This is a genomic window from Aeromicrobium alkaliterrae (assembly GCF_039529015.1).
Classification (GTDB): Bacteria; Actinomycetota; Actinomycetes; order Propionibacteriales; family Nocardioidaceae; genus Aeromicrobium; species Aeromicrobium alkaliterrae.
This window is the reverse complement of sequence record NZ_BAAAME010000004.1, coordinates 267118-288293: the sequence shown is the minus strand read 5'-3', so window position 1 is coordinate 288293 and position 21176 is coordinate 267118. Positions and strand designations below refer to the sequence as shown.

General features: G+C 71.1%; 20 protein-coding genes and 2 tRNA genes. 13 read left to right on the top strand and 9 right to left on the bottom strand.

Features of this window, described 5'->3' with window-relative positions; genetic code table 11:
• On the top strand, positions 1-2892 hold a 2892-nt coding region (locus ABD127_RS09355), incomplete at its 5' end, for an ATP-dependent helicase (RefSeq protein ID WP_344200397.1).
• Position 2893: 1 nt separating this feature from the next.
• Here the strand turns inward: ABD127_RS09355 and ABD127_RS09350 are convergent.
• Positions 2894-3451, bottom strand: coding sequence for a mismatch-specific DNA-glycosylase (locus ABD127_RS09350; RefSeq protein WP_344200394.1), 558 nt, complete (start codon positions 3449-3451; stop codon positions 2894-2896).
• A gap of 44 nt (positions 3452-3495) precedes the next feature.
• Between ABD127_RS09350 and nudC the strand changes: the two genes are divergently transcribed.
• Positions 3496-4362 carry an NAD(+) diphosphatase gene (nudC, locus tag ABD127_RS09345; RefSeq protein WP_344200391.1) on the top strand — a complete coding sequence of 289 codons (867 nt, stop codon included), beginning with the start codon at positions 3496-3498 and terminating at the stop codon, positions 4360-4362.
• Between the two features lie 185 nt (positions 4363-4547).
• On the opposite strand, the gene ABD127_RS09340 is transcribed toward nudC, so the two are convergent.
• Entirely contained in the window at positions 4548-5027 is a 480-nt protein-coding gene (locus tag ABD127_RS09340) for an SRPBCC domain-containing protein (RefSeq protein WP_344200387.1), read from the bottom strand.
• Between the two features lie 16 nt (positions 5028-5043).
• On the opposite strand from ABD127_RS09340, the gene ABD127_RS09335 reads away from it, so the two are divergent.
• Entirely contained in the window at positions 5044-5376 is a 333-nt protein-coding gene (locus ABD127_RS09335) for an ArsR/SmtB family transcription factor (protein ID WP_344200384.1), read from the top strand.
• A 12-nt stretch (positions 5377-5388) separates the two neighbouring features.
• Here ABD127_RS09335 and ABD127_RS09330 read toward each other — a convergent pair whose 3' ends face one another.
• The 3 genes from ABD127_RS09330 to orn all read right to left on the bottom strand — a co-directional run bounded on the left by ABD127_RS09330 (position 5389) and on the right by orn (position 6517).
• Positions 5389-5691: a DUF4235 domain-containing protein gene (locus tag ABD127_RS09330; protein ID WP_344200381.1), complete on the bottom strand. Its 303-nt coding sequence runs from the start codon at positions 5689-5691 to the stop codon at positions 5389-5391.
• An 88-nt stretch (positions 5692-5779) separates the two neighbouring features.
• A tRNA-His gene (locus tag ABD127_RS09325) sits at positions 5780-5855 on the bottom strand.
• A 50-nt stretch (positions 5856-5905) separates the two neighbouring features.
• On the bottom strand, positions 5906-6517 hold the full coding sequence (gene orn / locus ABD127_RS09320) for an oligoribonuclease (RefSeq protein ID WP_344200379.1): 612 nt from the start codon (positions 6515-6517) through the stop codon (positions 5906-5908).
• A 156-nt stretch (positions 6518-6673) separates the two neighbouring features.
• Between orn and ABD127_RS09315 the strand changes: the two genes are divergently transcribed.
• Together ABD127_RS09315 and ABD127_RS09310 are read left to right on the top strand one after the other, a co-directional pair.
• The gene (locus ABD127_RS09315; RefSeq protein ID WP_344200376.1) at positions 6674-7492 is read left to right on the top strand and encodes a DsbA family protein; all 819 of its coding nucleotides are present in this window, start codon (positions 6674-6676) and stop codon (positions 7490-7492) included.
• A 26-nt stretch (positions 7493-7518) separates the two neighbouring features.
• Positions 7519-8214: a GAP family protein gene (locus tag ABD127_RS09310; RefSeq protein ID WP_344200373.1), complete on the top strand. Its 696-nt coding sequence runs from the start codon at positions 7519-7521 to the stop codon at positions 8212-8214.
• A gap of 215 nt (positions 8215-8429) precedes the next feature.
• On the opposite strand, the gene ABD127_RS09305 is transcribed toward ABD127_RS09310, so the two are convergent.
• A tRNA-Arg gene (locus ABD127_RS09305) sits at positions 8430-8505 on the bottom strand.
• Between the two features lie 44 nt (positions 8506-8549).
• Here ABD127_RS09305 and ABD127_RS09300 point away from each other — a divergent pair.
• The 4 genes from ABD127_RS09300 to ettA all read left to right on the top strand — a co-directional run bounded on the left by ABD127_RS09300 (position 8550) and on the right by ettA (position 14989).
• Positions 8550-9803 (top strand): PrsW family intramembrane metalloprotease, encoded by a 1254-nt coding sequence (locus ABD127_RS09300; protein ID WP_344200370.1) that lies wholly within the window; start codon positions 8550-8552, stop codon positions 9801-9803.
• 83 nt (positions 9804-9886) lie between these two features.
• The gene (locus ABD127_RS09295) at positions 9887-11623 is read left to right on the top strand and encodes a GTPase family protein (protein ID WP_344200368.1); all 1737 of its coding nucleotides are present in this window, start codon (positions 9887-9889) and stop codon (positions 11621-11623) included.
• The gene (locus tag ABD127_RS09290) at positions 11620-13275 is read left to right on the top strand and encodes a GTPase family protein (RefSeq protein ID WP_344200365.1); all 1656 of its coding nucleotides are present in this window, start codon (positions 11620-11622) and stop codon (positions 13273-13275) included. Before ABD127_RS09295 ends, ABD127_RS09290 begins: the two co-directional genes overlap by 4 nt.
• A 31-nt stretch (positions 13276-13306) precedes the next feature.
• Positions 13307-14989, top strand: a complete 1683-nt coding sequence (gene ettA / locus ABD127_RS09285) for an energy-dependent translational throttle protein EttA (protein ID WP_344200364.1) — start codon at positions 13307-13309, stop codon at positions 14987-14989.
• Positions 14990-15061: 72 nt separating this feature from the next.
• On the opposite strand, the gene ABD127_RS09280 is transcribed toward ettA, so the two are convergent.
• Positions 15062-15928, bottom strand: coding sequence for a DUF559 domain-containing protein (locus ABD127_RS09280; RefSeq protein WP_344200363.1), 867 nt, complete (start codon positions 15926-15928; stop codon positions 15062-15064).
• 167 nt (positions 15929-16095) lie between these two features.
• Positions 16096-16581, bottom strand: a complete 486-nt coding sequence (locus ABD127_RS09275; protein ID WP_344200360.1) for a MarR family winged helix-turn-helix transcriptional regulator — start codon at positions 16579-16581, stop codon at positions 16096-16098.
• 111 nt (positions 16582-16692) lie between these two features.
• Here ABD127_RS09275 and ABD127_RS09270 point away from each other — a divergent pair, with 111 nt between their 5' ends.
• Positions 16693-17232, top strand: coding sequence for a YceI family protein (locus ABD127_RS09270; RefSeq protein ID WP_344200358.1), 540 nt, complete (start codon positions 16693-16695; stop codon positions 17230-17232).
• Positions 17233-17235: 3 nt separating this feature from the next.
• Here ABD127_RS09270 and ABD127_RS09265 read toward each other — a convergent pair whose 3' ends face one another.
• Positions 17236-17814 carry a TetR/AcrR family transcriptional regulator gene (locus tag ABD127_RS09265; RefSeq protein WP_344200356.1) on the bottom strand — a complete coding sequence of 193 codons (579 nt, stop codon included), beginning with the start codon at positions 17812-17814 and terminating at the stop codon, positions 17236-17238.
• A gap of 114 nt (positions 17815-17928) precedes the next feature.
• Between ABD127_RS09265 and ABD127_RS09260 the strand changes: the two genes are divergently transcribed.
• The 3 genes from ABD127_RS09260 to ABD127_RS09250 are packed head-to-tail and all read left to right on the top strand — an operon-like array spanning position 17929 to position 21093.
• Complete coding sequence (locus tag ABD127_RS09260) at positions 17929-19074, top strand: acyl-CoA dehydrogenase family protein (RefSeq protein WP_344200354.1); 1146 nt, start codon at positions 17929-17931, stop codon at positions 19072-19074.
• A gap of 49 nt (positions 19075-19123) precedes the next feature.
• Positions 19124-20341 carry an acetyl-CoA C-acetyltransferase gene (locus ABD127_RS09255; protein ID WP_344200352.1) on the top strand — a complete coding sequence of 406 codons (1218 nt, stop codon included), beginning with the start codon at positions 19124-19126 and terminating at the stop codon, positions 20339-20341.
• On the top strand, positions 20338-21093 hold the full coding sequence (locus tag ABD127_RS09250; RefSeq protein ID WP_344200349.1) for an SDR family oxidoreductase: 756 nt from the start codon (positions 20338-20340) through the stop codon (positions 21091-21093). The genes ABD127_RS09255 and ABD127_RS09250 overlap by 4 nt, the downstream gene beginning before the upstream one ends.
• Positions 21094-21176: the final 83 nt, after the last annotated feature.

Below are 21176 nucleotides of genomic sequence, written 5' to 3'. Positions count from 1 at the left end.
GAGCTCGCCGGGCGGGTGCGGGAGTCGCTGCGGCGGGTGCCCGACCTCGAGCACGACGGCGAGCCCACGGTCTCGACCTACCACGCGTTCGCGGGCCGCCTGATCGCCGAGCACGGCCTGCGCCTGGGCCTCGAGCCCGACCTCGAGGTGCTCACCGACGCCCGTCGCCACCAGCTCGTCGTCCGCATGCTGCGCGCGGTCGACGAGCCGCTGCAGCACGTCTCGACGCACCTGCCGAGCCTGGTCGCCGACGTCCTCGCGCTCGACGGCCAGCTGTCCGAGCACCTCGTCGAGCCGGAGCAGCTGCGCGCGTTCGACCGCGACGTCGTGCTCGAGATGCAGAGCCAGCCCAAGGTCCTCAAGATGCACACCGAGATCGCCGGCACCGCGCTCAAGCGCACCGAGCTGAGCCACCTCGTCGAGCGGTACCGCGCCGCCAAGGCCGACGCAGGGGTCATGGACTTCTCCGACCAGATGGCCTGGGGCACGCGCCTGGCCCAGCTGCCGGAGGTCGCCGCCGAGCTGGGGGAGCGGTTCGACGTCGTCCTCCTCGACGAGTACCAGGACACGTCGGTCGCCCAGCGCGACCTGCTCGCGGCGCTGTTCCAGGGTCGGGTCACGGCCGTGGGCGACCCGGCGCAGGGCATCTACGGCTGGCGGGGCGCCGCCACGGGCAACCTCGAGGGGTTCATCGAGCAGTTCACCCCTGCGGGTGTGGTGCGCGCCGAGCCGTTCAGCCTGGCGGTCAGCCGGCGGTGCGGCCACCGCATCATCGACCTCGCGGGCCACGTCGCCCGCGAGTTCTACGCCGAGTCGGCCGTCGTGCGGCCGCTGGAGGCCGCGCCCGGCAACCCCGAGGGCGAGGTCACCCTGTCGCTGCACGCGACCGTGCTCGACGAGGTCGAGGCGGTCGCCGACGCCGTGGTCGAGGCCGGTCGTCGTCACGACCCACCGGTCTGGAACGAGATCGGCGTCCTGGTCCGCACCAAGAACGAGAACGCCGAGATCGTCCAGGCACTGCGCTCGCGCGACGTGCCGGTCGAGATCGTCGGCCTGACCGGCCTGCTCGCCCAGCCCGAGGTGCTCGACGTCGTGTCGGTCCTCGAGGTGCTGGACGACATGACCGCCAACCCCTCGATGCTCCGGCTCCTGGCGGGGCCGCGGTGGCGGGTCGGCGACCGCGACCTGGCGCTGCTGGGGCGCCGCGCGCGTCGTCTGGCCGAGTCCCATCACACGGGTGACGACCCGGACGCCGGCGACCTCGACGCCGTCCTGGCCGCCGACCTCGACCGTGCCACCACGGGCGTCGACCCCACCGAGGTCGTCTCGCTCGCCGAGGCCGTCGCCGACCTCGGGGGCGGGCCCTACTCCGCGGAGGCGCGGCATCGGTTCGCCGACGTGGCCGCCTTCCTGGCGCGGTTGCGCCGATCGGTCCACGAGCCCCTGACCGACCTGGTGCACCGGGTCGTGCGCGAGCTGCAGCTCGACGTCGAGCTCGACGTCGCCGGCATCGGCACCGACACTCTCTCGCTGCTGCACGAGGCGGTCGCCGGCTATGCCGCGAACGACCCGCACGCCTCGCTCGGCGGGCTCATGGCCTACCTCTCGGCCGAGCGCGAGCACGCCGACGGCCTCGACGTCAGCACCCCGTCGCAGGCCAACTCCGTCAAGGTCCTCACGGTGCACAAGGCCAAGGGGCTCGAGTACGACGAGGTCTTCGTCCCGTTCCTGGCCGACGGCGTCTTCCCCTCGCGCACGGCTCGCAGCCGTTGGACGTCGGTGGCCTCCGCGCTGCCCACGGCGCTGCGCGGCGACGGCGAGACGCTAGCCGACCTCGACGACTTCACCACCGCGGGCGACAAGGAGTACCGGGCCGCGACGCTGCGCGAGTCGTACCTCGAGGAGGTGCGACTCGCCTACGTCGCCCTGACCCGCGCCAAGTCGCGGCTCCACCTCAGCGGCCACCGCTGGGGCCGCACGCAGAAGCGCCCGCGCGACCCCTCGCCGTTCCTGGCCGACGCCGCGGTCTGGCTCGCCGAGCGCGGCGGCGAGCCGCTGGTCTGGGCGCCCGAGGTGTCGCCGGACGAGACCAACCCGCTGGTCGACGACGTGGCGTTCGCGTGGCCGCACGCCGTGGTCGGCATGGAGCGGCGGCGGGCGTTCGCGGCCGAGGTCCGGGCGGCGCTCGACTCCGCCGAGCCGGTCGAGGTCCACGCGTCGCACGCCGAGCTCGCCGAGGAGCTCGAGCTCGTGCTCGCCCAGGCCGAGCGGGCCGAGAGCACGGTCGTCGAGGTGACCCTGCCGTCGACCCTGTCAGCCACGCAGACCCTCTCGCTGGTCGGCGACGAGGCGGCCTTCGTGCGTGACCTCGCCCGTCCCATGCCGCGCCGTCCCTCGTCAGCGGCACGCTTCGGCACGGCCTTCCACGCCTGGGTCGAGGACCACTTCGCGCCGTACGCCCAGCTGCCCCTCGTCGATCCCTCCGACCTCCCGGGTTCGGGCACCGACGTCGCCGACGACGTCGAGCTGACCGAGCTGCAGCGGTCCTTCGAGGCCGGCCCCTTCGCCCAACGGGCCCCCACCTCGATCGAGGAGGCGTTCTCGATCCAGCTCGGAGCCCAGCGCCTCATCGGCCGCATCGACGCCGTCTTCCCCGCGACACTGCCCGACGGCACCGAGGGGTTCGAGATCGTCGACTGGAAGACCAACCGCACGAAGAGCGCCGACCCGCTCCAGCTGGCGGTCTACCGCCTGGCCTGGGCCGAGCAGCACGGCGTCGACCCCGCACGGGTGCTCGGGTCGTTCCACTACGTGCGCCTCGGCGAGACCGTCACCTACGACGACCTGCCCGGCCGTGACGCCCTCGAGCGCCTCCTCGCGGGTGAGCGCTGACTCAGGTCAGCACGCCCGCGGCGCGGGCCGGCTCCGCGTACGCCGCGGCCAGCGATGCGACCGTCTCGTGGGCATTGAGCCCGCTCGGGTTCGGCACGACCCAGAGCTGAGCGTCGCCCAGGTCGCGGGGCTGTCGCCCCGGAACGGCACGACGCTCGTCGAACGCGGTCCGGTAGGACGTGATGCCGGCGACGGCCACGACTTGAGGTCGACGCTGCGCCACGAGCTGCTCGAGGCGGGATCGCCCGGCGCGCACCTCGTCGTCGTCCAGCTCGTCAGCGCGTGCCGACGCACGGGCGACGAGGTTGGTGATGCCGACGCCGGCGGCCAGCAGCTCGGGCTGGGCCTCCTCGGCCGTCACGGAGGCGATGATGCCGGCCGCCTGCAACGCGGGGTAGAAGCGGTTGCCGGGTCGCGCGAAGTGCAGGCCGGTCGCGGCGCTGACCAGGCCCGGGTTGATGCCGACGACCAGCAGGCGGAGCGGGTCGGGCAGCAGGTCAGGGATGGTGCGGCCGGCGTACGACCCCAGCTCGGCGCGGGTCAGGCGCGGCGTGCTCACCGCCCCAGCCTAGGAGGCTCGACGCGCAGGTCTAGCCTGACGAGGTGAGCCGATTCGCGTTCGACGGTGCCCGTCACGACCGTTCCGCCCATCTCCGAGCCGACAGTCGCGACCTCGACGACGTCCGCGTCATGGTGCTCGGTGGCGAGCACGTCGGGACGGTCGACGGTCCAGGCCTCGCCTGGCTGCCCGCCGCCGAGGCGCCGGAGGGCGAGTGGGTGTGGCTGGGCGAGCAGGGCGGTCGGCGCCATGCCGCCGTCGTGGTCGAGGGCCGGGTCGCCCCCGAGCTCAACCCCACGAGCGTCCGCCTGCTGGCACCGCAGCTCGACCCCGACGAGCTCTCGCTCGCGGTCCACGCCGTCGCGATCGCGCGCTGGCTGGCCGCCACCCCGTTCTGCCCGCGCTGCGGGGCCCGCACCGAGGTCCAGCAGTCGGGGCACCTGCGCCACTGTCCCGAGTGCGGGGCCAGCCACTTCCCCCGCACCGACCCGGCCGTCATCATGCTCATCACCGATGACCAGGACCGCGCCCTCCTGGGCCGCAACCCCGCCTGGCCCGAGGGCCGGTTCTCGACGCTGGCCGGCTTCGTCGAGCCGGGGGAGTCGCTCGAGGACGCCGTGCGGCGCGAGGTGCGTGAGGAGGTGGGCGTGACGGTCGGTGAGGTCACGTACGGCGCGAGCCAGCCGTGGCCGTTCCCCGCCAGCCTGATGCTCGGCTTCTTCGGCAAGGCCACCGAGGCGACGATCACGGTCGACCGCGACGAGATCGCCGAGGCCGCCTGGGTCACCCGCGAGGAGCTCGTCCGCTACGGCGAGGCGGGCACGCTGCTGCTGCCGCCGAGTGGTGTGTCGATCTCGAGCTGGCTCATCGAGGCCTGGCTCGGCAAGGACCTCACCGCCAGCTGGTACTGACGCCGCGTTGGACCGCCCCCTGAGGTGCGAGGAACGAGCCTCGAAGGGGGCACCCCAGCCACGCGTTGGTGACGGCACGCCCTTCGAGGCTCGCTCGTTCCTCGCTCGCACCTCAGGGCCCGGAGTGATGACCGCCCCCTGAGGTGCGAGGAACGAGCCTCGAAGGGGGCACCCCAGCCGCCGTCCTACCGGTAGAAGCCCTCACGCAGGTTGATGCCGTGCTCGACCCAGACCTTCAGGGCTGCGAGCATGCCGGTCCAGCCCTGGCAGTTGCCGAAGGCGTTCGTGGCGCCGTCGGGCGTGACCTGCCAGCCGGTCTCCGTGATCGTGACGAGCGTCCGGGTGTCGCCGTCGACGGGCTCGAGCTCGAAGGTCGTGCGCGTCCACCCGACGTCGTCGGTCGTCGCCGTGCCGTCCCACTGGATCACGAGACGGCGGGGCGCATCCGCCTCGACCACGGTCACGGGGAAGCGGCCGGGGAAGTCGGCGAAGTCCCACGTGACGTCGGTTCCCGGCTCGAGGCGCCCTCGAGCCCCTCCGGTGGTGAAGTACTGCGACAGCTGCTCGGGGTCGGCGATCGCCTCGTAGACCTCGGCGCAGGGCCGGGCGACGTGGCCGGAGACGGTGAAGGACAGCGTGTCGAGGCGGGGCGAGTCAGAGATCATGTTGTATTCTTACAACATGTCTAGCGGTGAGGACAAGACCTCGGACGACGACCGGGTCTTCAAGGCCCTGGCGTCGCCCGCTCGCCGACGCATGCTCGACGTGCTGCGGACCGGGTCGCACACGACCGGGTCCCTCTGCGCGACCCTGCCCGACCTCGACCGCACGACCGTGCTGCAGCACCTGCGGGTCCTCGAGGCGGCCGAGCTGGTCACCGGCCGCAAGATCGGTCGCGAGCGCCACCTCGCACTCGCGCCGTTGCCGATCAAGCGCATCCACGACCGGTGGATCAGCGACTACACCAAGGCCGCGGTCGACCTGCTGGCACACCTCGACGACAGCGCGCGGTGAGCCACGGGCGCGTCAGTCGCCGGGCCACTCCCCGGTCCACTTCTCGAAGAGTCGGGCGCCGCCGCGGTCGATGGCGGCCTTGACCACCGCGTAGATCGCGCCCTGCGCCAGCGCCGCGATCAGGATCTTGCGCAGGCGGTACTCCGACTGCAGTGGCGTGGGCGGGTCGTCCGTGCCCTGCGGGTCCACGCGCTTCCACACCTGGTGGAAGACCTTGCTCGCGATCAGCCCGCCCAGGATGCTGGCCACCAGACCCCAGGGGCGGTAGAGGATCTTGGCGGTCTTGCTGGCCTGCTTCTGCGGGTGCGAGCTCATGGTCTCCACGCTACCGACGCGGCGAGAAACGGCGAGGCGAGCAGAAATGACGAGACGGCCCCGGCGACACACGCCGGGACCGTCTCCGTGGGGTGGACGACGGGACTTGAACCCGCGACCACCGGCACCACAAGCCGGGGCTCTACCAACTGAGCTACGCCCACCACGCGCCCCGGGCTGGACCCGGAACGGCGAGGTAGAGCATAGCGCAGGCTCAGAGCGTGCTGGTCACCGAGCCGCCCACCTCGGCGGCGATGGCGCGGGCGGCGTCGGAGTCGAGGCCCGGGTCGGGCGTGAAGACCGCGCGGCGGTAGTAGCGCAGCTCCTCGATGCTCTCGGCGATGTCGGCCAGGGCGCGGTGGTTGCCGGCCTTGGAGGGCGCCGCGAAGTAGGCACGCGGGAACCAGCGGCGGGACAGCTCCTTGATGCTGGAGACGTCGATGATGCGGTAGTGCAGGTGCTGCTCGAGCTCGGCCATGTCGCGGGCCAGGAAGGCGCGGTCGGTGCCGACGGTGTTGCCCGCGAGGGGCGCCTTGCCCGGCTCCGGCACGAATCCGCGGACGTACTCGAGGACCTGCGCGTGCGCGTCGTCCAGGGACAGTCCCGCGTCGAGCTCGTCCAGCAGACCTGAGCTGGTGTGCATCGTCGTGACGACCTCGTTCATCTGCTCGAGCGCAGCCTGCGGAGGCTTGATGACCAGGTCGATGCCCTCGCCCTTGACCTGCAGGTCGAAGTCGGTCACGAGCACCGCGACCTCGATGAGGGCGTCGGACTCCAGGGAGAGCCCGGTCATCTCGCAGTCGATCCACACCAATGAGTCGTTCACGGACGCTCACCCTACGCGGCGGCTCTGACGTCGATCGAACCGCCGGAGCGACGGGGGAACTTGTGGTGGGTGCCCAGTCGTTACGATCGTCGGAAGTTGTGGATCAACCCGGCCCGCACCTGATGCCCCCTGGCATGACCCCGAGAGGTATGACTCGTGAGCAACGATCGCAAGAAGCGCGCCGAACGCGCCGAGCAGATGCGCAAGGAGCGGGAGAAGGCCGCCAAGCGCCAGCGCAGCGTCATCACCGGCACGATCATCGCCGTCGTGATCGTCCTCGTGGGCCTGGCCGCCTACGGCGTCAGCACGATCAGCAGCGGCAACGGCCCGCAGGCGTTCAGCGTCAACTACACGCCTGAGGACGCCGGCGCGCCGGCCGCGACCGACGACTACGAGCCGGTCGTGGTCGAGATGTACGAGGACTTCCAGTGCCCCGCGTGCCAGGCGCTCGAGTCGGCCTTCGGCGAGCAGCTCCAGGCGCTCGTGGCCGCCGGGGACATTACGATCAAGTACCACCCGTTCTCGTTCCTCGACGATCGCGGCGGCAGCCCGAACGAGTACTCCAAGCGTTCGACCAACGCGGCGATCTGCGTGTACGAGGAGTACGACGCGGCGGCGTACAAGACCTTCCACGACTACCTCTACGCCAACCAGCCCACCGAGGGGAACCCGGGCCCGGAGGACGACGAGCTCGTCGCCGCGGCCGAGTCGCTCGGGTTCACGGGGGTCGAGGCCTGCATCACCGACCACACGTACTTCAAGCGCATCGATAACGCCAAGGAGGCCGGCGGCGAGCGCGGCGTGACCGGTACGCCCACGATCTTCATCGAGGACGAGAAGGTCACCGACAACGGCACCCTGATCGAGCAGATCCAGGCTGCCGTCGCCGAGAAGCGCGGCGAGCCGGCCCCGGCCACGACCGACCCGGCCACCGCGCCGACCGACGCGCCCACGGCCACGACCCCCGCGGGCTGATCGTCTCGATCTGAGGCGCAGCCGTCATGGGGGTGACGACGCTCGCGGTGCTGGTGGGGTTGGCCTTGGTCGACTCCACCAGCATCGGCACGCTCGTCATCCCCCTGGTCTGGCTGCTGCGCCCGGGCCCCGTGGCCTGGCGGCCGCTGCTGACGTTCCTCGTGACCGTCGCGGCGATGTACGCGGCGATCGGGGTCGTGCTCCTGCTGGTGGGGGAGTCACTCACCCGAGCGCTCTCGGGGGTCGGCGACCTCGACGCCCTGCGGTGGGTGCAGCTCGCCGTGGGCATCGCGCTGCTCGCGTCGTCCTTCAGCTCGGCGGTCGTCGGCCGGTTCGCCGGGCGGGCGCTGGTCTGGCGCGACCGCCTGCGCGACGGCGACGGCGCGGGGCGCTCCATCGCGGGCACGGCGACGATCGCTGTCGCGGTGGAGGTGCCGACGATGCTGCCGTACCTGGCGGCGATCGGGATCCTGGCGGCCTCCGACCTCGCCCTCGGGGCCCAGGTCGGGATCGTCGGTGGCTACGCCGTCGTCATGATCGTGCCGGCGCTGCTGCTGGCCGTGGCGCGCGCCGCGGCCTCGGGCGCGGTCGAGGCGCCGCTGCGACGGCTCGACGGCTGGCTGACGCGCCAGGCCGAGGAGATGACGGGCTGGGTCTTCGGCCTCGTCGGCTTCTTCGTCGCGGCCGACGCCGCTCAGGCGCTCGAGCTCTTCAGCTCCTGACGCCCGCCGCGGTTTCCCACGAGACCGCTCGTTTCCTGCGTCGAGCGTACGAAACTTCGTGCGCTCGATGCAGGATTCCTGGTTCACCCAGGAAACTTCCGACGGTCTCGTGGGAATCCGCCAAGGGGAGGGGCTGTGGCGCGCCCGGCAGGAGTCGAACCTGCGACCGGGAGATGAGGAAAGGCTCCTGCTCTGTCCTCTGACCTGGGTGGCTGTGGCGCGCCCGGCAGGAGTCGAACCTGCGACCGGGAGATTAGAAGGCTCCTGCTCTGTCCTCTGAGCTACGGGCGCTTGCCGGACCAGCGTAGTGGCCCGCGTCCCCTACGATGCGTGACGTGACCCCGGACGTCGTGCTCCCACCCTCCGGGCCCGCCCCTGCCGCTCCCGTGCCGCCCGCGGGCGACCCGTGGAAGCAGCGGGGTCGCCTCGCGCTCGTGATCGGGAACGTCCTGCTGGCCATCGGCGGCGTGGGACTCATCGTCTACCTGGGGATCCGGGCCGACTCGGCCCAGGCGATCGCGCTCGGCATCGGCCTCGGTCTGCTGCCGCTGCCCCTGGTGGGCCTGTTCTACTGGTGGATCGACCGCTACGACCCCGAACCGCGTCGCTACGTCGTCTCGGCGTTTCTCTGGGGCGCCGTCGGTGCGGTGGGCATCGCGCTGATCTTCAACGACCTGCTGGCCGACACGTTCGACCTCACGGACTCCGCGACCGCGACGTTCGTGGCGCCGTTCGTGGAGGAGACCGGCAAGGGCCTGTTTCTGCTCGCGACCTTCCTGCGGGCCCGCCGCGTCCTCGGCGGGCTGCTGGACGGGTTGTTCTACGCGGGCGTCGTCGGCCTGGGCTTCGCGTTCGTCGAGAACGTCCTCTACTACTCCGTGAGCTACCTCGGCGGTCCCGAGCTCGGCGTCAGCGGCGCGCAAGGGGCGACCGCGACCTTCGCGATCCGCGGGCTCGTGAGCCCCTTCGCGCACCCCCTGTTCACGTCGGCGCTGGGCCTGGCGCTCGGCTTCGCGGTGCTGACGCGCTCCTGGTGGGCGCGAGTCCCGATCGTGATCCTCGGCTGGGCGGGCAGCATGCTCATGCACGGCCTGTGGAACGGATCGATCAGCTACGTCGGCCCCCTGGGCTTCATCCTGTTCTACCTGGCGCTCATGCTCGTCTTCGCCGGATTCCTGGTGCTGGCGGTGATGCTGCGGCAGCGCGAGTCCGTCGTGCTGCGCCGCTCACTCTCCTACCTGGCCCAGCGCGGCTGGATCGATCCGACCGAGCTGCCCTGGCTCACCTGGTTCGGCTACCGCTCGCAGGCCCGGCGACACGCCCGGGACAACGGGGGCCCCGAGGCGGTCCGCGCCCTGCGCCGCTACCAGCGCCTGACGACCGACCTGGCCTTCTCGCACGACGCCGTCATGCTGCGGCGGCCCCTGCACCGCGGCGTCGAGCACACGCTCGCAGTACGGGCCGAGATGGACGAGCTGCGCCCGCGACTCGTGCTCCCGCCGCCGCTCACCCCGCTGCCGCGCCCGCCGCTTCCACCCGTGCACCCGGCCTACGTGGCCCCCGGAGTTCCGTCCGGCCCGTGGTCGTGACGCAGTCGTCGGACCACCGTGCGACCCTCGTCCACTAGGCTTTCGACGAACCGTGTGACGCATGAGACGTGAGAGGAGTGGTCGTGGCCGGCGTAGACGCCCCGGGCGAGCTCCTCGGTGCGCTGAGTGCGCTGCTCGACCGCATCCGCTACGCGGACGTCCCGCTCGAGACCGACGACGCCGAGGAAGCGCGCCGACTCCGTGCTGCCATCGCCGACCAGCTCTCCGACTACGTGCTCCCGCGCCTGGTCCAGATGGACGCGCCGGTGCTCGTGGTCGTCGGCGGCTCGACCGGCGCCGGCAAGTCCACGCTGGTCAACTCGATCGTCGGTGAGGTCGTCACCGAGTCCGGCGTGCTGCGCCCCACGACCCGCTCGCCGGTCCTGACCCACCACCCCGACGACGGCGCCTGGTTCCAGGCCGACCGCATCCTTCCGGACCTCCCGCGCACCGACCTGCCGGGCAACACGACCTACGGGCTCCGGCTGCGCGCCAGCACGCGGGTCCCGCGCGGCCTGTCGATCCTGGACGCCCCCGACGTCGACTCGATCGACGAGGGCAACCGCGAGCTCGCCGCCCAGCTGCTCGCGGCGGCCGACCTCTGGCTGTTCGTCACGTCCGCTGCTCGGTACGCCGACCAGGTCCCGTGGGACTACCTGCGCCAGGCCTCGGAGCGCAGCACCTCGGTCGCCGTCGTGCTCGATCGCACGTCACGCGAGGGCGTCGCCGAGGTCCGCGGCCACCTGGCCCGCATGATGACCTCGCGCGGCCTGTCCGACTCGCCCCTGTTCACCGTGCCGGAGACCCCCGTCGACACCGACGGCCTGCTGCCGGCCGACACCGTCGCCCCCATCGTCGACTGGCTGCACGACCTGGCCAGCAACGAGGAGACCCGTGCCCTGATCGTCCGCTCCACGCTCGACGGCGCGGTCCGGCACAACGTGCTCCGCAGCCACGACCTGGCGGACGCCTTCGACCTGCAGGTCCGGGCCGCCGACGAGCTGCGGACCGCGGTCGACGAGAGCTTCGAGCAGTCGGGTCTGGCCCTGCGGTCCGCCCTGGCCGACGGGGGACTCGTCAGCGGTGACGTCGCCGTCCGCTGGCAGAGCTTCGTGGGCACGGGCGAGATGCTCAAGTCGGTCGAGGGCAAGGTCGGCCGCATCCGTGAGCGCCTGGTCGACGGTGTCACCGGCAAGCGTTCCAAGGCCGACGACGTCGCCGCGGCGATCGAGCACGACCTCGCGGTGCTGCTCGTCGACCACGTCGAGTCGGCCGCCAACGGCGTCGTCACGCGGTGGGCGGCCTCGCCCGCCGGTGACGCGATCGTCGCCGCACGACCCGGGCTCGACCGGGCGCCGCGCGACCTGCGGGCCCGAGCCGAGCGCGTCGCCCGCGACTGGCAGCAGCGGGTCGTCGAGCAGCTGCGTCTCGCGGTCGCCGACCGTCGCCTCTCGACCGACGTGCTGGCCATCGGCGTCCCGGGTCTGGCCGTCTCGCTCATGATCACGGCGCTGGGCGGCGGTGGCACCGACGCGGGCCGCATCAGTGGCCGGGTGCTCGACGCGGTGCTGTCGCCCGAGGTCGTCACGGTCCTGGCCGAGGAGGCGCGGTCGGACCTCGACCGCCAGGTCGACGGGCTGGTGCGGGAGGAGCGCGACCGCTTCGCCGTGCTGTCGCCCGACCCCGCCGTGGTGCGCGAGACGCAGCAGGGCCTGCGCGACGCGGCCCGCCGGGCGGAGTACGCCCGCCACCTCGACGACCTGGAGACCCGCGTCATCCGCGGCACCCACTCGACCGGACAGGGGGGACGAGAGACATGAGCGAGTTCAGCGACAGCCCCACGCCGGTGTACCGCGACGACATCGGCGACATCGGGCGCCGGGTCGACGGCCTCGTGGCCGCCGCGACCGCCGGGCACGGACGCCTGCCGCAGTCGGTGCTGTCGACGGCCGACCAGCTGTCGGGCCGCGCCGTCGAGCGTCTGCGCCTGTCCGGCGAGCACACGATCGTCGCCCTCGCGGGTGCCACGGGCTCGGGCAAGTCGTCCCTGTTCAACGCGCTGACCGACCTCGACCTGGCCGGTGTCGGCCTGCGCCGCCCCACCACCTCGTGGGCGCTGGCGTGCGCGTGGGGCCCGGACGGCGCCCAGGGCCTGCTGGAGTGGATGGGCATCCCCCCGCGCCACCAGGTCTCGCGCATGAGCATGCTCGACCGGTCCGACGACGACACCAAGCTCGACGGCCTCGTGCTGCTCGACCTGCCCGACCACGACTCCACCGAGGTCTCGCACCACGTCGAGATGGACCGGCTCGTGCAGTACGCCGACCTGATCGTGTGGGTGCTCGACCCGCAGAAGTACGCCGACGCCGCGATCCACGACCGCTACCTGCGGCCCATGGCTTCCTACAACGACGTCTCGCTCGTCGTGCTCAACCAGATCGACCGCATCCCCTACGAGCAGCGCACGCGTGCCGTCGAGGACGTGCGGCGCATCGTCTCGGCCGGCGGCATGGCCGACGTGCCCGTCATCGGTGTCTCGGCCACGCGGGGCGACGGCATCGACGACCTGAAGCGCGAGCTCGTGACCCGCATCCGCGCGCGCGCCTCGGCCAAGGACCGCCTGGCGGCCGACGTCTCCGCCGCGGCCGAGCAGATCGCTGCCGTCGGTGGGCGGGGCAACGTGCCCGGCATCACCGAGGCCGATCGCGACGAGCTCGACCGGGCCCTGTTCGACTCCGTCGGCGGCGCGCAGCTCGCCGCGGCGGTCGGTGCCTCGAGCCGGCGTCGCGCGGTGCGCATGACCGGGTGGCCGCTCACGCGGTGGATCGGTGGGCTTCGGAAGGATCCGCTCGACGAGCTCGGCCTCGACCTCGACGAGCGCGAGCTGGAGCGCACCAGCCTGCCCGACTCCGTGCGCCCGCAGCGCTCGGCGGTCGAGACCTCGGTCCGCGTGTTCGTGGAGAAGGCGTCGGTCGGCCTCGAGCGGCCCTGGCGCGAGTCGGTGCGGCGGTCGGCGGAGTCGGCCACCGAGGGCACCGGCGTCTCCGACGCGATCGAGGAGGCCGTGGCCTCGACCCGGCTCGGCCTGCGCGGCGCGGGATGGCTGCACGCCATCAGCCTGCTGCAGTGGCTCCTGCTGGTCGCCACGGTCGGCGGTCTGGCGTGGTGGGTGCTCGAGCGGGTCGTCGACCTCGGGGTGCCGGAGTCGCCGGTCGTGTCCGGCTTCGGTCCGGCCGACGGGCACCCGCTGTCGCTCGTGATCGGTGTCGCGGCGCTGCTCGGTGGTGTCGTGCTCGCGCTGGGCTCGCGGATCGCGTCGCGGTTCGTGGCCCGCAGCCAGGCTGCCCGCGTCGACCGCGAGCTGCGCGCCGGGATCGCCGAGGTCAGCGGGTCGCTCGTCGTGGCCCCCGTCGAGGCCGAGCTGAGCGCGTACCAGCGCTACCGCGCCGGCATCGTCGACGCCCTCGGCTGACCTGCTGGCCCGTCGGTAGGCTGGGGTCACCATGGCTGACTACGTCCTCTCCCTCCGCAATGTCCGCAAGGCCCACGGCGACAAGGTCGTCCTCGACAACGTGACGCTCTCGTTCCTGCACGGGGCGAAGATCGGCGTCGTCGGGCCCAACGGCATGGGCAAGTCGTCGCTGCTCAAGCTCATGGCCGGCCTCGACCAGCCCAACAACGGCGACCTCGTCCGCGACCCCGACGCGACCGTCGGCATGCTCCAGCAGGAGCCGCCGCTGACCGAGGGTGCGACGGTGCTGGAGAACGTCGAGGAGGCCGTCTCCGAGATCAAGGCCAAGATGGCGCGTCTCGAGGCCGCCTACGCGGAGATGGCCGAGCCCGACGCCGACTACGACGCGCTCGGCACCGAGACCGGCGAGCTCCAGAACTACCTCGACGCCGTCGGCGCGTGGGACATCGACTCCAAGCTCGACCAGGCGATGGACGCGCTGCGCTGCCCGCCGCCGGAGCTGCTCGTCGACAACCTCTCCGGTGGTGAGCGCCGCCGCGTCGCACTGTGCAAGCTGCTGCTGCAGCAGCCCGACCTGCTCCTGCTCGACGAGCCCACCAACCACCTGGACGCCGAGTCGGTCCAGTGGCTCGAGGGCCACCTGAAGTCGTACCCCGGCGCCGTCCTGGCCGTGACCCACGACCGGTACTTCCTCGACAACGTCGCCGAGTGGATCGCCGAGGTCGACCGCGGCGCGATCCACGGCTACGAGGGCAACTACTCCACGTACCTCGAGACCAAGAAGGAACGTCTGAAGATCGAGGGGCAGAAGGACGCCAAGCGCGCCAAGATGCTGGAGCGCGAGCTCGAGTGGGTCCGCTCCAACGCCAAGGGCCGTCAGACGAAGTCCAAGTCCCGTCTGGCCCGCTACGAGGAGCTGGCCGCCGAGGCCGAGAAGGCCCGCAAGATCGACACCTCCGACATCAACATCCCGGCCGGGCCGCGCCTGGGCGACGTCGTGCTCGACGCGCAGGACCTGACGAAGTCGTTCGACGGCCGCGTGCTGTGGGACGACATCAGCTTCACGCTGCCGCGCGCCGGCATCGTGGGCGTCGTCGGCCCCAACGGTGTCGGCAAGACCACGCTGTTCCGCATGATCACCGGCGGCGAGGAGCCCGACTCGGGCAAGCTCGACGTCGGTCAGACGGTCAAGATCAGCTACGCCGACCAGACCCGCGCGAACATCGACCCGAACAAGAACGTGTGGGAGGTCGTCTCCGAGGGCCTCGACTTCATCAAGGTCGCGAACTTCGAGATGAACAGCCGCGCGTACGTGGCCTCGTTCGGGTTCAAGGGTCCCGACCAGCAGAAGAAGGCCGGGGTGCTCTCCGGTGGTGAGCGCAACCGCCTGAACCTGGCGCTGACGCTCAAGCAGGGCGGCAACATGCTGCTGCTCGACGAGCCGACCAACGACCTGGACGTCGAGACGCTCTCCTCGCTCGAGGACGCCCTGCTCGACTTCCCGGGCTGCGCCGTGGTCACCTCGCACGATCGCTGGTTCCTCGACCGCATCGCGACGCACATCCTGGCCTGGGAGGGCACCGACGAGAACCCGGCGCAGTGGTTCTGGTTCGAGGGCAACTTCGCCTCCTACGAGGAGAACAAGATCGAGCGGCTCGGCGCCGAGGCCGCTCGCCCCCACCGCGTCACGCACCGCCGCCTCACCCGCGACTGACCAGCACCCAGATTTGCGCCGAATTGTGCGACTTCTCCACCGGTAAACCGCTCAACTCGGCGCAAATCTAGGTCACGCCGCCGACGCCAGCGCCTGACGGATGCGGGCGATGACGGTGTGTGGTTTCGCCATGTCGGCGACGGTGATCACGATGACGCGCCATCCCGCAGCTTCGAGCTGTTCACGTCTCAGGTGGTCCCACTGCCGCTGTCGGGCGTCACGCTCGTGCTGCCACCCGTCGTACTCCACGAGCACCTTGCGGCGGCGGTAGACGAGATCGCCGCGAGCGAGCCATCGTCCCTGGTCGTCGACGATGTCGACGTTGACCTCCGGCTCGGGGAGGCCCGCCCGGTGGATCCACCACCGCAGGTCCGACTCCCGTGGCGACGCGACCCGTTCGCGCACCAGCTCGGCGACACGGCGTGCCCGGCGGACGCCGTCGAGATGGGACTCCAGGCAGTATCCGCGCAGATCCATGAGGGTCACCAGCCCCGTGCCGACCATCCAGTCACCGACCTGGAGCAAGCGGCGGTCGTCGAGCATGGTGCCGAGGTCGACGAAGGTGCGGGCTGGCGGCAGCACCACGAATCCGTGCCGCATCTCGAACTCCAGCTCGTGGCGATAGCGGTGCAGGACGATCGCCGGGTCTCGGTGCTGATGCCGGTGTCGGGCCGCGAAGTGAAGCGGCAGCACGGGCCCGATGACGAAACCGCGCAGTCGAAGATTGGTCGTGTGGCTGATCGCGACGCCCGGCGGCAGAGTGAGGCGGGCTGCGCGGAGGCGAACGTCGAGGGTCTCCTCGGTCTGTGCGGTGCGGTACACCCCCTCGTGCATGCGGACGAACCGGCGGCCGCGTAGTGCGCTGTCGGTGACGCCGAGTGCTGCCGCCTCCGCCCGGGTGAAGGGATGGCCGTGGAGCGGATCGGGAACGGGGTGCATTCCACGACGATCTTCTGGCAGAGCACGTCGATCGAGAACCAGCTGCGCCGATGTGGACGAACGAGCCCTGTGGACGAAGAAGTGCGCCCAGTCAGGCGAAACTGGTCGTCCGAAACCGCCTAACTCAGCGCAAATCTGGGGGAAGCGGGAGCGGGGGAGGGAGGGGGTCAGGGGGTGGCGCAGGTGCCGTTGACGTCGAGGTGGGAGACGACGCGGGCCATGACCTGGCCGAGGACGTCGAACTCCTCGGGGGACGCCGTCTCGACGAGGTAGGCGCGCACGCCGTTGACGTGGGTGTGGGCGGCCCGCTCGAGGACGCTGAAGCCGTGGTCGGTCAGCACGGCGGTGACGCCGCGTCCGTCGGAGGCAGCCTGCTCGCGCAGCACGATGCCCTTGCGCTCCAGGCGCGTGATGGTGTGGGTGACGCGGCTGCGGGAGTGCATGATCTGCGCCGCGAGCTCAGCCATGCGGATCGAGCGGTCGGGCGACTCCGAGAGCCGGACGAGGATCTCGTACTCCGGCATCGAGAGGTCGTGGGCATTGCGGAGGTCGCGGTCCAGCCGGTCCATCAGCAGCGTCGTGGCGCCCAGGAACGAGCGCCAGACGCGCTGCTGCGACTCTCCCAGCCACTGCGTGTCGGTGGTCGTCTCCATGGTCGTCATCCTATCGTCATTCGGAGTTTGTTGAACGCTCAACCACATGCTACAGTCTCTTCTGTTGAACCATCAATCTTTCACGTCCACCTCAGAAATGCAGGAGCAGTCATGAGCGTCGTCACCCCGGGCACCTGGAACCTCGATCCCACCCACACCGAGATCGGCTTCTCGGTCCGTCACCTGATGAGCAAGGTCCGCGGCAAGTTCGAGACCTTCGAGGGCTCGCTCGTCACGGCCGAGGACGTCACGGCGTCGAAGGTCACCGTCGAGGTCGACCTCAGCTCGATCAACACCGGCACCGCCGACCGCGACGCGCACCTGCGCTCGAGCGACTTCTTCGACACCGAGACCCACCCGAAGATGACCTTCACGACGAGCGGCGTCACGCAGAAGAGCGACGCGGAGTTCGTCGTCAACGGCGACCTGACGATCAAGGGCGTCACCAAGCCCCTCGAGCTCAAGGTCGAGTTCCTCGGCGAGGGCGGCGACCCGTGGGGCGGCACCCGTGTGGGCGTCGAGGCCACGGGCGAGATCAGCCGCAAGGAGTTCGGCATCGACTTCAACATCCCCGTCGCCGGCGCCGACAAGGCCATGATCGGCGACAAGATCAGCCTGACGATCAACGCCGAGGCCGTGCTCCAGGCCTGACCGCTAACCGGCGCTGGGGCGCAGCATGCGGACCGCGAGGTCGGCGTGCAGGCGTCCCAGCTCCGCCGCGGTGTGAGCGCCTCCGGGCTCGAACCACCGCACCAGATCGACGCTGAGCGACAACACGGCCCGCGCCGTGCCGCGCACGTCGGTCACCTCGAGAACGCCCTCGTCGACCCCCGCGACGAGGGCGTCTCGCATGTGCTGCTCCATCTGGCGACGCAGGTCGGCGATGACCGCCCGGTGGTCGGACGAGAGCGCGCCGAACTCGTACTGCACGACCCGGCCGATGCGGCTGTTGCGCGCGTGCCACTCGCTGAAGTCGCGCACCATGCCCGCGACCCGCTCGACCGGCGCGTCGACCTTCGCGTACGACCGGGCCAGGACGTCGAGCGCCTCCTGGTGACCTCGCTGCGAAATCGCGAACAGCAGCTCTTCCTTCGTGGCGTGGTGGACGTAGACCGCCGCCGGGCTCATCTGGGCCCGGGCGGCGATGTCGCGCGTCGTGGTGCCGCCGAAGCCGTGCTCCGCGAACGCGGCGACGGCGGCGTCGAGGAGCCGGTCGCGGGCGGTCGTGGTCATGGTGGACAGCATGGACCAGCGGTGGCATGCTAAGCAAGCGCTTAGTAACCCGGCGGTAACACCGAGCCGACCGGAGAGCGCTCACCTCGACCACCCGCGTCCCGAGAGGCCCGCATGGACCGCACGATCTACACCGACGACCACGAGGCGTTCCGCGAGACCTGCGCGGCGTTCCTGGCCAAGAAGGTCGCCCCGCACATCGAGCAGTACATCGAGGACAAGTCGCTCCCGCGCGACTTCTGGACGCAGGCCGGCGACCTGGGCCTGCTGGCGCTGGAGATCCCCGAGGAGTTCGGCGGCGCCGAGGCGAACGACTTCCGCTTCAACGCGGTGTGGGCCGAGGAGCTCAGCAAGGTCAGCGCTGCCCTCGCCTCGTGCGTCGGCATCCACTCCGACATCACGGCGCCCTACATCGTGGCGCTCGGCACGCAGGAGCAGAAGGAGCGCTGGCTCCCGGGCATCGCCTCCGGCGAGATCCTGCTCGCGATCGGCATGACCGAGCCGGGCGGCGGCTCCGACCTCGCCGCGCTCAAGACCACCGCGGTGCGCGACGGCGACGGCTGGGTCATCAACGGCTCCAAGACCTTTATCACCAACGGCTTCAGCGCCGACCTGGTCGTCACGGCGGTCCGCACGTCGCCCGAGAAGGGCGCCAAGGGCATCACGCTGTTCGCGATCGAGGCCGGCGACGAGGGCTTCAGCCGCGGCCGCAAGCTCGACAAGGTCGGCCAGACCGAGTCCGACACCGCCGAGCTGTTCTTCGAGAACGTCCGCGTGGGCGACGACCGCATCATCGGCGACATCGACATGGGCTTCATCTACATGATGCAGAAGCTGCCGCAGGAGCGCCTGAGCTGTGCGATCTCGAACGTCGCGCACGCCAAGCAGATCCTCGCCGAGACGATCCAGTACGCGCACGACCGCAAGGCGTTCGGCCAGTCGATCGGCGCGTTCCAGTGGAACAAGTTCCTGATCGCCGAGCTCGTGACGCAGATCGAGGTCGTCGAGGCGTACATCGACCAGGCCGTGGTCGCGCACGCCGAGGGTCGCTTCACGGCGATCGACGCCGCCAAGGCCAAGTGGTACTCGTCCGACGTGCAGAACAAGGTCCTGGACCACTGCGTGCAGATCCACGGCGGCTACGGCTTCATGAACGAGTACCGCGTCGCCCGCGCCTGGCGCGACGCCCGCGTGACCCGCATCTGGGCCGGCTCCAACGAGATCATGAAGGAGCTCATCGGCCGCGACCTGGGCTTCTGACCCAGACCTGCTCGACACCCACCCCCGCAGCACCCGAGGAGAACACACCATGCCCGAAGCCGTCATCGTCTCGACCGCCCGCTCGCCGATCGGCCGCGCCGTCAAGGGGTCGCTCAAGGACATGCGCCCCGACGACCTGACCGTGCAGATGGTCAAGGCCGCCCTGGCCAAGGTCGAGGCCCTCGACCCGCGCGACATCACCGACCTGCACCTCGGCATCGGCCAGCCGGCCGGCGAGGGCGGACACAACATCGCCCGCGCCGTCGCCGTGCTGTCGGGCCTCGACCACCTGCCGGGTGTGACGGTCAACCGCTACTGCTCGTCGTCGCTGCAGACGACCCGCATGGCGTTCCACGCGATCAAGGCCGGCGAGGGCGACGTCTACCTCTCCGGTGGCGTCGAGACCGTCAGCCGGTTCGCCAACGGCTTCGCCGACCTGCCCGGCTCGGAGAACCCGCTGTTCGCCGACGCGATCGCCCGCACCGCGAAGCGCGCCGAGGGTGGCGCCGACACCTGGACCGACCCGCGCGAGTCCGGCGAGCTGCCCGACCTGTACATCGCGATGGGCCAGACGGCCGAGAACGTCGCCCAGCACCTCGGCATGAGCCGCGAGGAGCAGGACGAGTTCGCGGTGCGCAGCCAGAACCTCGCCGAGGCGGCCATCGCGAACGGCTTCTGGGCCAAGGACATCACCCCGGTCACGCTGCCCGACGGCAGCACGGTGTCGACCGACGACGGCCCGCGCGCCGGCGTCACGCTGGAGGCCGTCAGCGGCCTGCGCCCGGTGTTCCGTCCCGACGGCACCGTCACGGCCGGCAACGCGTGCCCGCTCAACGACGGCGCCGCCGCGGTCGTCATCATGAGCGACACCAAGGCCAAGGAGCTGGGCCTGACCCCGCTCGCGCGCATCGTCTCGACGGCCGTCACGGGCCTGTCGCCCGAGGTCATGGGACTCGGCCCGGTCGAGGCCATCCCGGCGGCGCTCAAGAACGCGGGCCTCGGCATCGACGACATCGACCTGTACGAGATCAACGAGGCCTTCGCCGTGCAGGCGTGGGGCTCGGCCAAGGTGCTGGGCATCCCGCAGGACAAGCTCAACGTCAACGGCGGCGCGATCGCGGTCGGCCACCCGTTCGGCATGACCGGCGCGCGCATCACGAGCACGCTGATCAACTCGCTGCAGCACCACGACAAGCAGTTCGGCGTCGAGTCGATGTGCGTGGGCGGCGGCATGGGCATGGCGATGGTCCTGGAGCGCCTCTCGTGACCGCACGCCACGAGGGTCGTGTCGCGATCGTCACCGGCGCGAGCCGGGGCATCGGCTTCGCTGTTGCCGAGAAGATCGTGGCCGAGGGGGGACGGGTCGTCATCACGGCCCGCAAGCCCGACGCCCTCGAGGAGGCTGCGAACGCTCTCGGGGGTCCCGAGGTGGCGCGCTGGGTCGCGGGCAACGCGGGTGACGACGCGCACCAGGGCGAGGTCGTGGCCACGGCGCTCGAGGCGTTCGGTCGTCTGGACCACCTGGTCAACAACACGGGCATCAACCCCGCGTACGGCCGCATGATCGACATCGACCTGGACGCCGCGAACAAGATCTTCGCGACCAACGTCGTCGCGGCGATCGGCTGGGCGCAGAAGGTGTACCGCGCGTCGTTCGAGGCGAACGGCGGCTCGATCGTCAACATCGCCTCGGTCGCGGGGCGGCGACCGGCGCCGAACATCGGCACCTACGGCGCGTCGAAGGCCGCACTGATCCACGTGACGGAGGAGCTCGCGGTCGAGCTCGGCCCGAACGTCCGGGTCAACGCCGTGGCTCCGGCGGTCGTGAAGACCAAGTTCGCCGGCGCGCTCTACGAGGGACGCGAGGAGGAGGTCTCGGCGCCGTACCCGCTCAAGCGGCTCGGCGAGCCGGAGGACATCGGGTCGCTGGTCTCGTTCCTGCTCTCCGACGAGGCCGCCTGGATCACGGGGCAGACCGTCTCGATCGACGGTGGGCTGCTGCTCACGGGCGGGGTCTGAGACCACGAGATCCACCTCCGACGACGGGCGCCGACCACCTGGTCGGCGCCCTTCGTGGCTCAGTGGACTGTCCACGTGACGAA

What these genes read in the sequence shown, in the direction of transcription:
- ABD127_RS09340 (WP_344200387.1), bottom strand. Translation starts at nt 5,027, where the DNA reads ATGATCTCTGACTCGCCCCGCCTCGACACGCTGTCCTTCACCGTCTCC.
- ABD127_RS09335 (WP_344200384.1), top strand. Translation starts at nt 5,044, where the DNA reads ATGTCTAGCGGTGAGGACAAGACCTCGGACGACGACCGGGTCTTCAAG.
- ABD127_RS09330 (WP_344200381.1), bottom strand. Translation starts at nt 5,691, where the DNA reads ATGAGCTCGCACCCGCAGAAGCAGGCCAGCAAGACCGCCAAGATCCTC.
- ABD127_RS09310 (WP_344200373.1), top strand. Translation starts at nt 7,519, where the DNA reads ATGGGGGTGACGACGCTCGCGGTGCTGGTGGGGTTGGCCTTGGTCGAC.
- ABD127_RS09290 (WP_344200365.1), top strand. Translation starts at nt 11,620, where the DNA reads ATGAGCGAGTTCAGCGACAGCCCCACGCCGGTGTACCGCGACGACATC.
- ettA (WP_344200364.1), top strand. Translation starts at nt 13,307, where the DNA reads ATGGCTGACTACGTCCTCTCCCTCCGCAATGTCCGCAAGGCCCACGGC.
- ABD127_RS09280 (WP_344200363.1), bottom strand. Translation starts at nt 15,928, where the DNA reads ATGCACCCCGTTCCCGATCCGCTCCACGGCCATCCCTTCACCCGGGCG.
- ABD127_RS09275 (WP_344200360.1), bottom strand. Translation starts at nt 16,581, where the DNA reads ATGGAGACGACCACCGACACGCAGTGGCTGGGAGAGTCGCAGCAGCGC.
- ABD127_RS09270 (WP_344200358.1), top strand. Translation starts at nt 16,693, where the DNA reads ATGAGCGTCGTCACCCCGGGCACCTGGAACCTCGATCCCACCCACACC.
- ABD127_RS09265 (WP_344200356.1), bottom strand. Translation starts at nt 17,814, where the DNA reads ATGACCACGACCGCCCGCGACCGGCTCCTCGACGCCGCCGTCGCCGCG.
- ABD127_RS09260 (WP_344200354.1), top strand. Translation starts at nt 17,929, where the DNA reads ATGGACCGCACGATCTACACCGACGACCACGAGGCGTTCCGCGAGACC.
- ABD127_RS09255 (WP_344200352.1), top strand. Translation starts at nt 19,124, where the DNA reads ATGCCCGAAGCCGTCATCGTCTCGACCGCCCGCTCGCCGATCGGCCGC.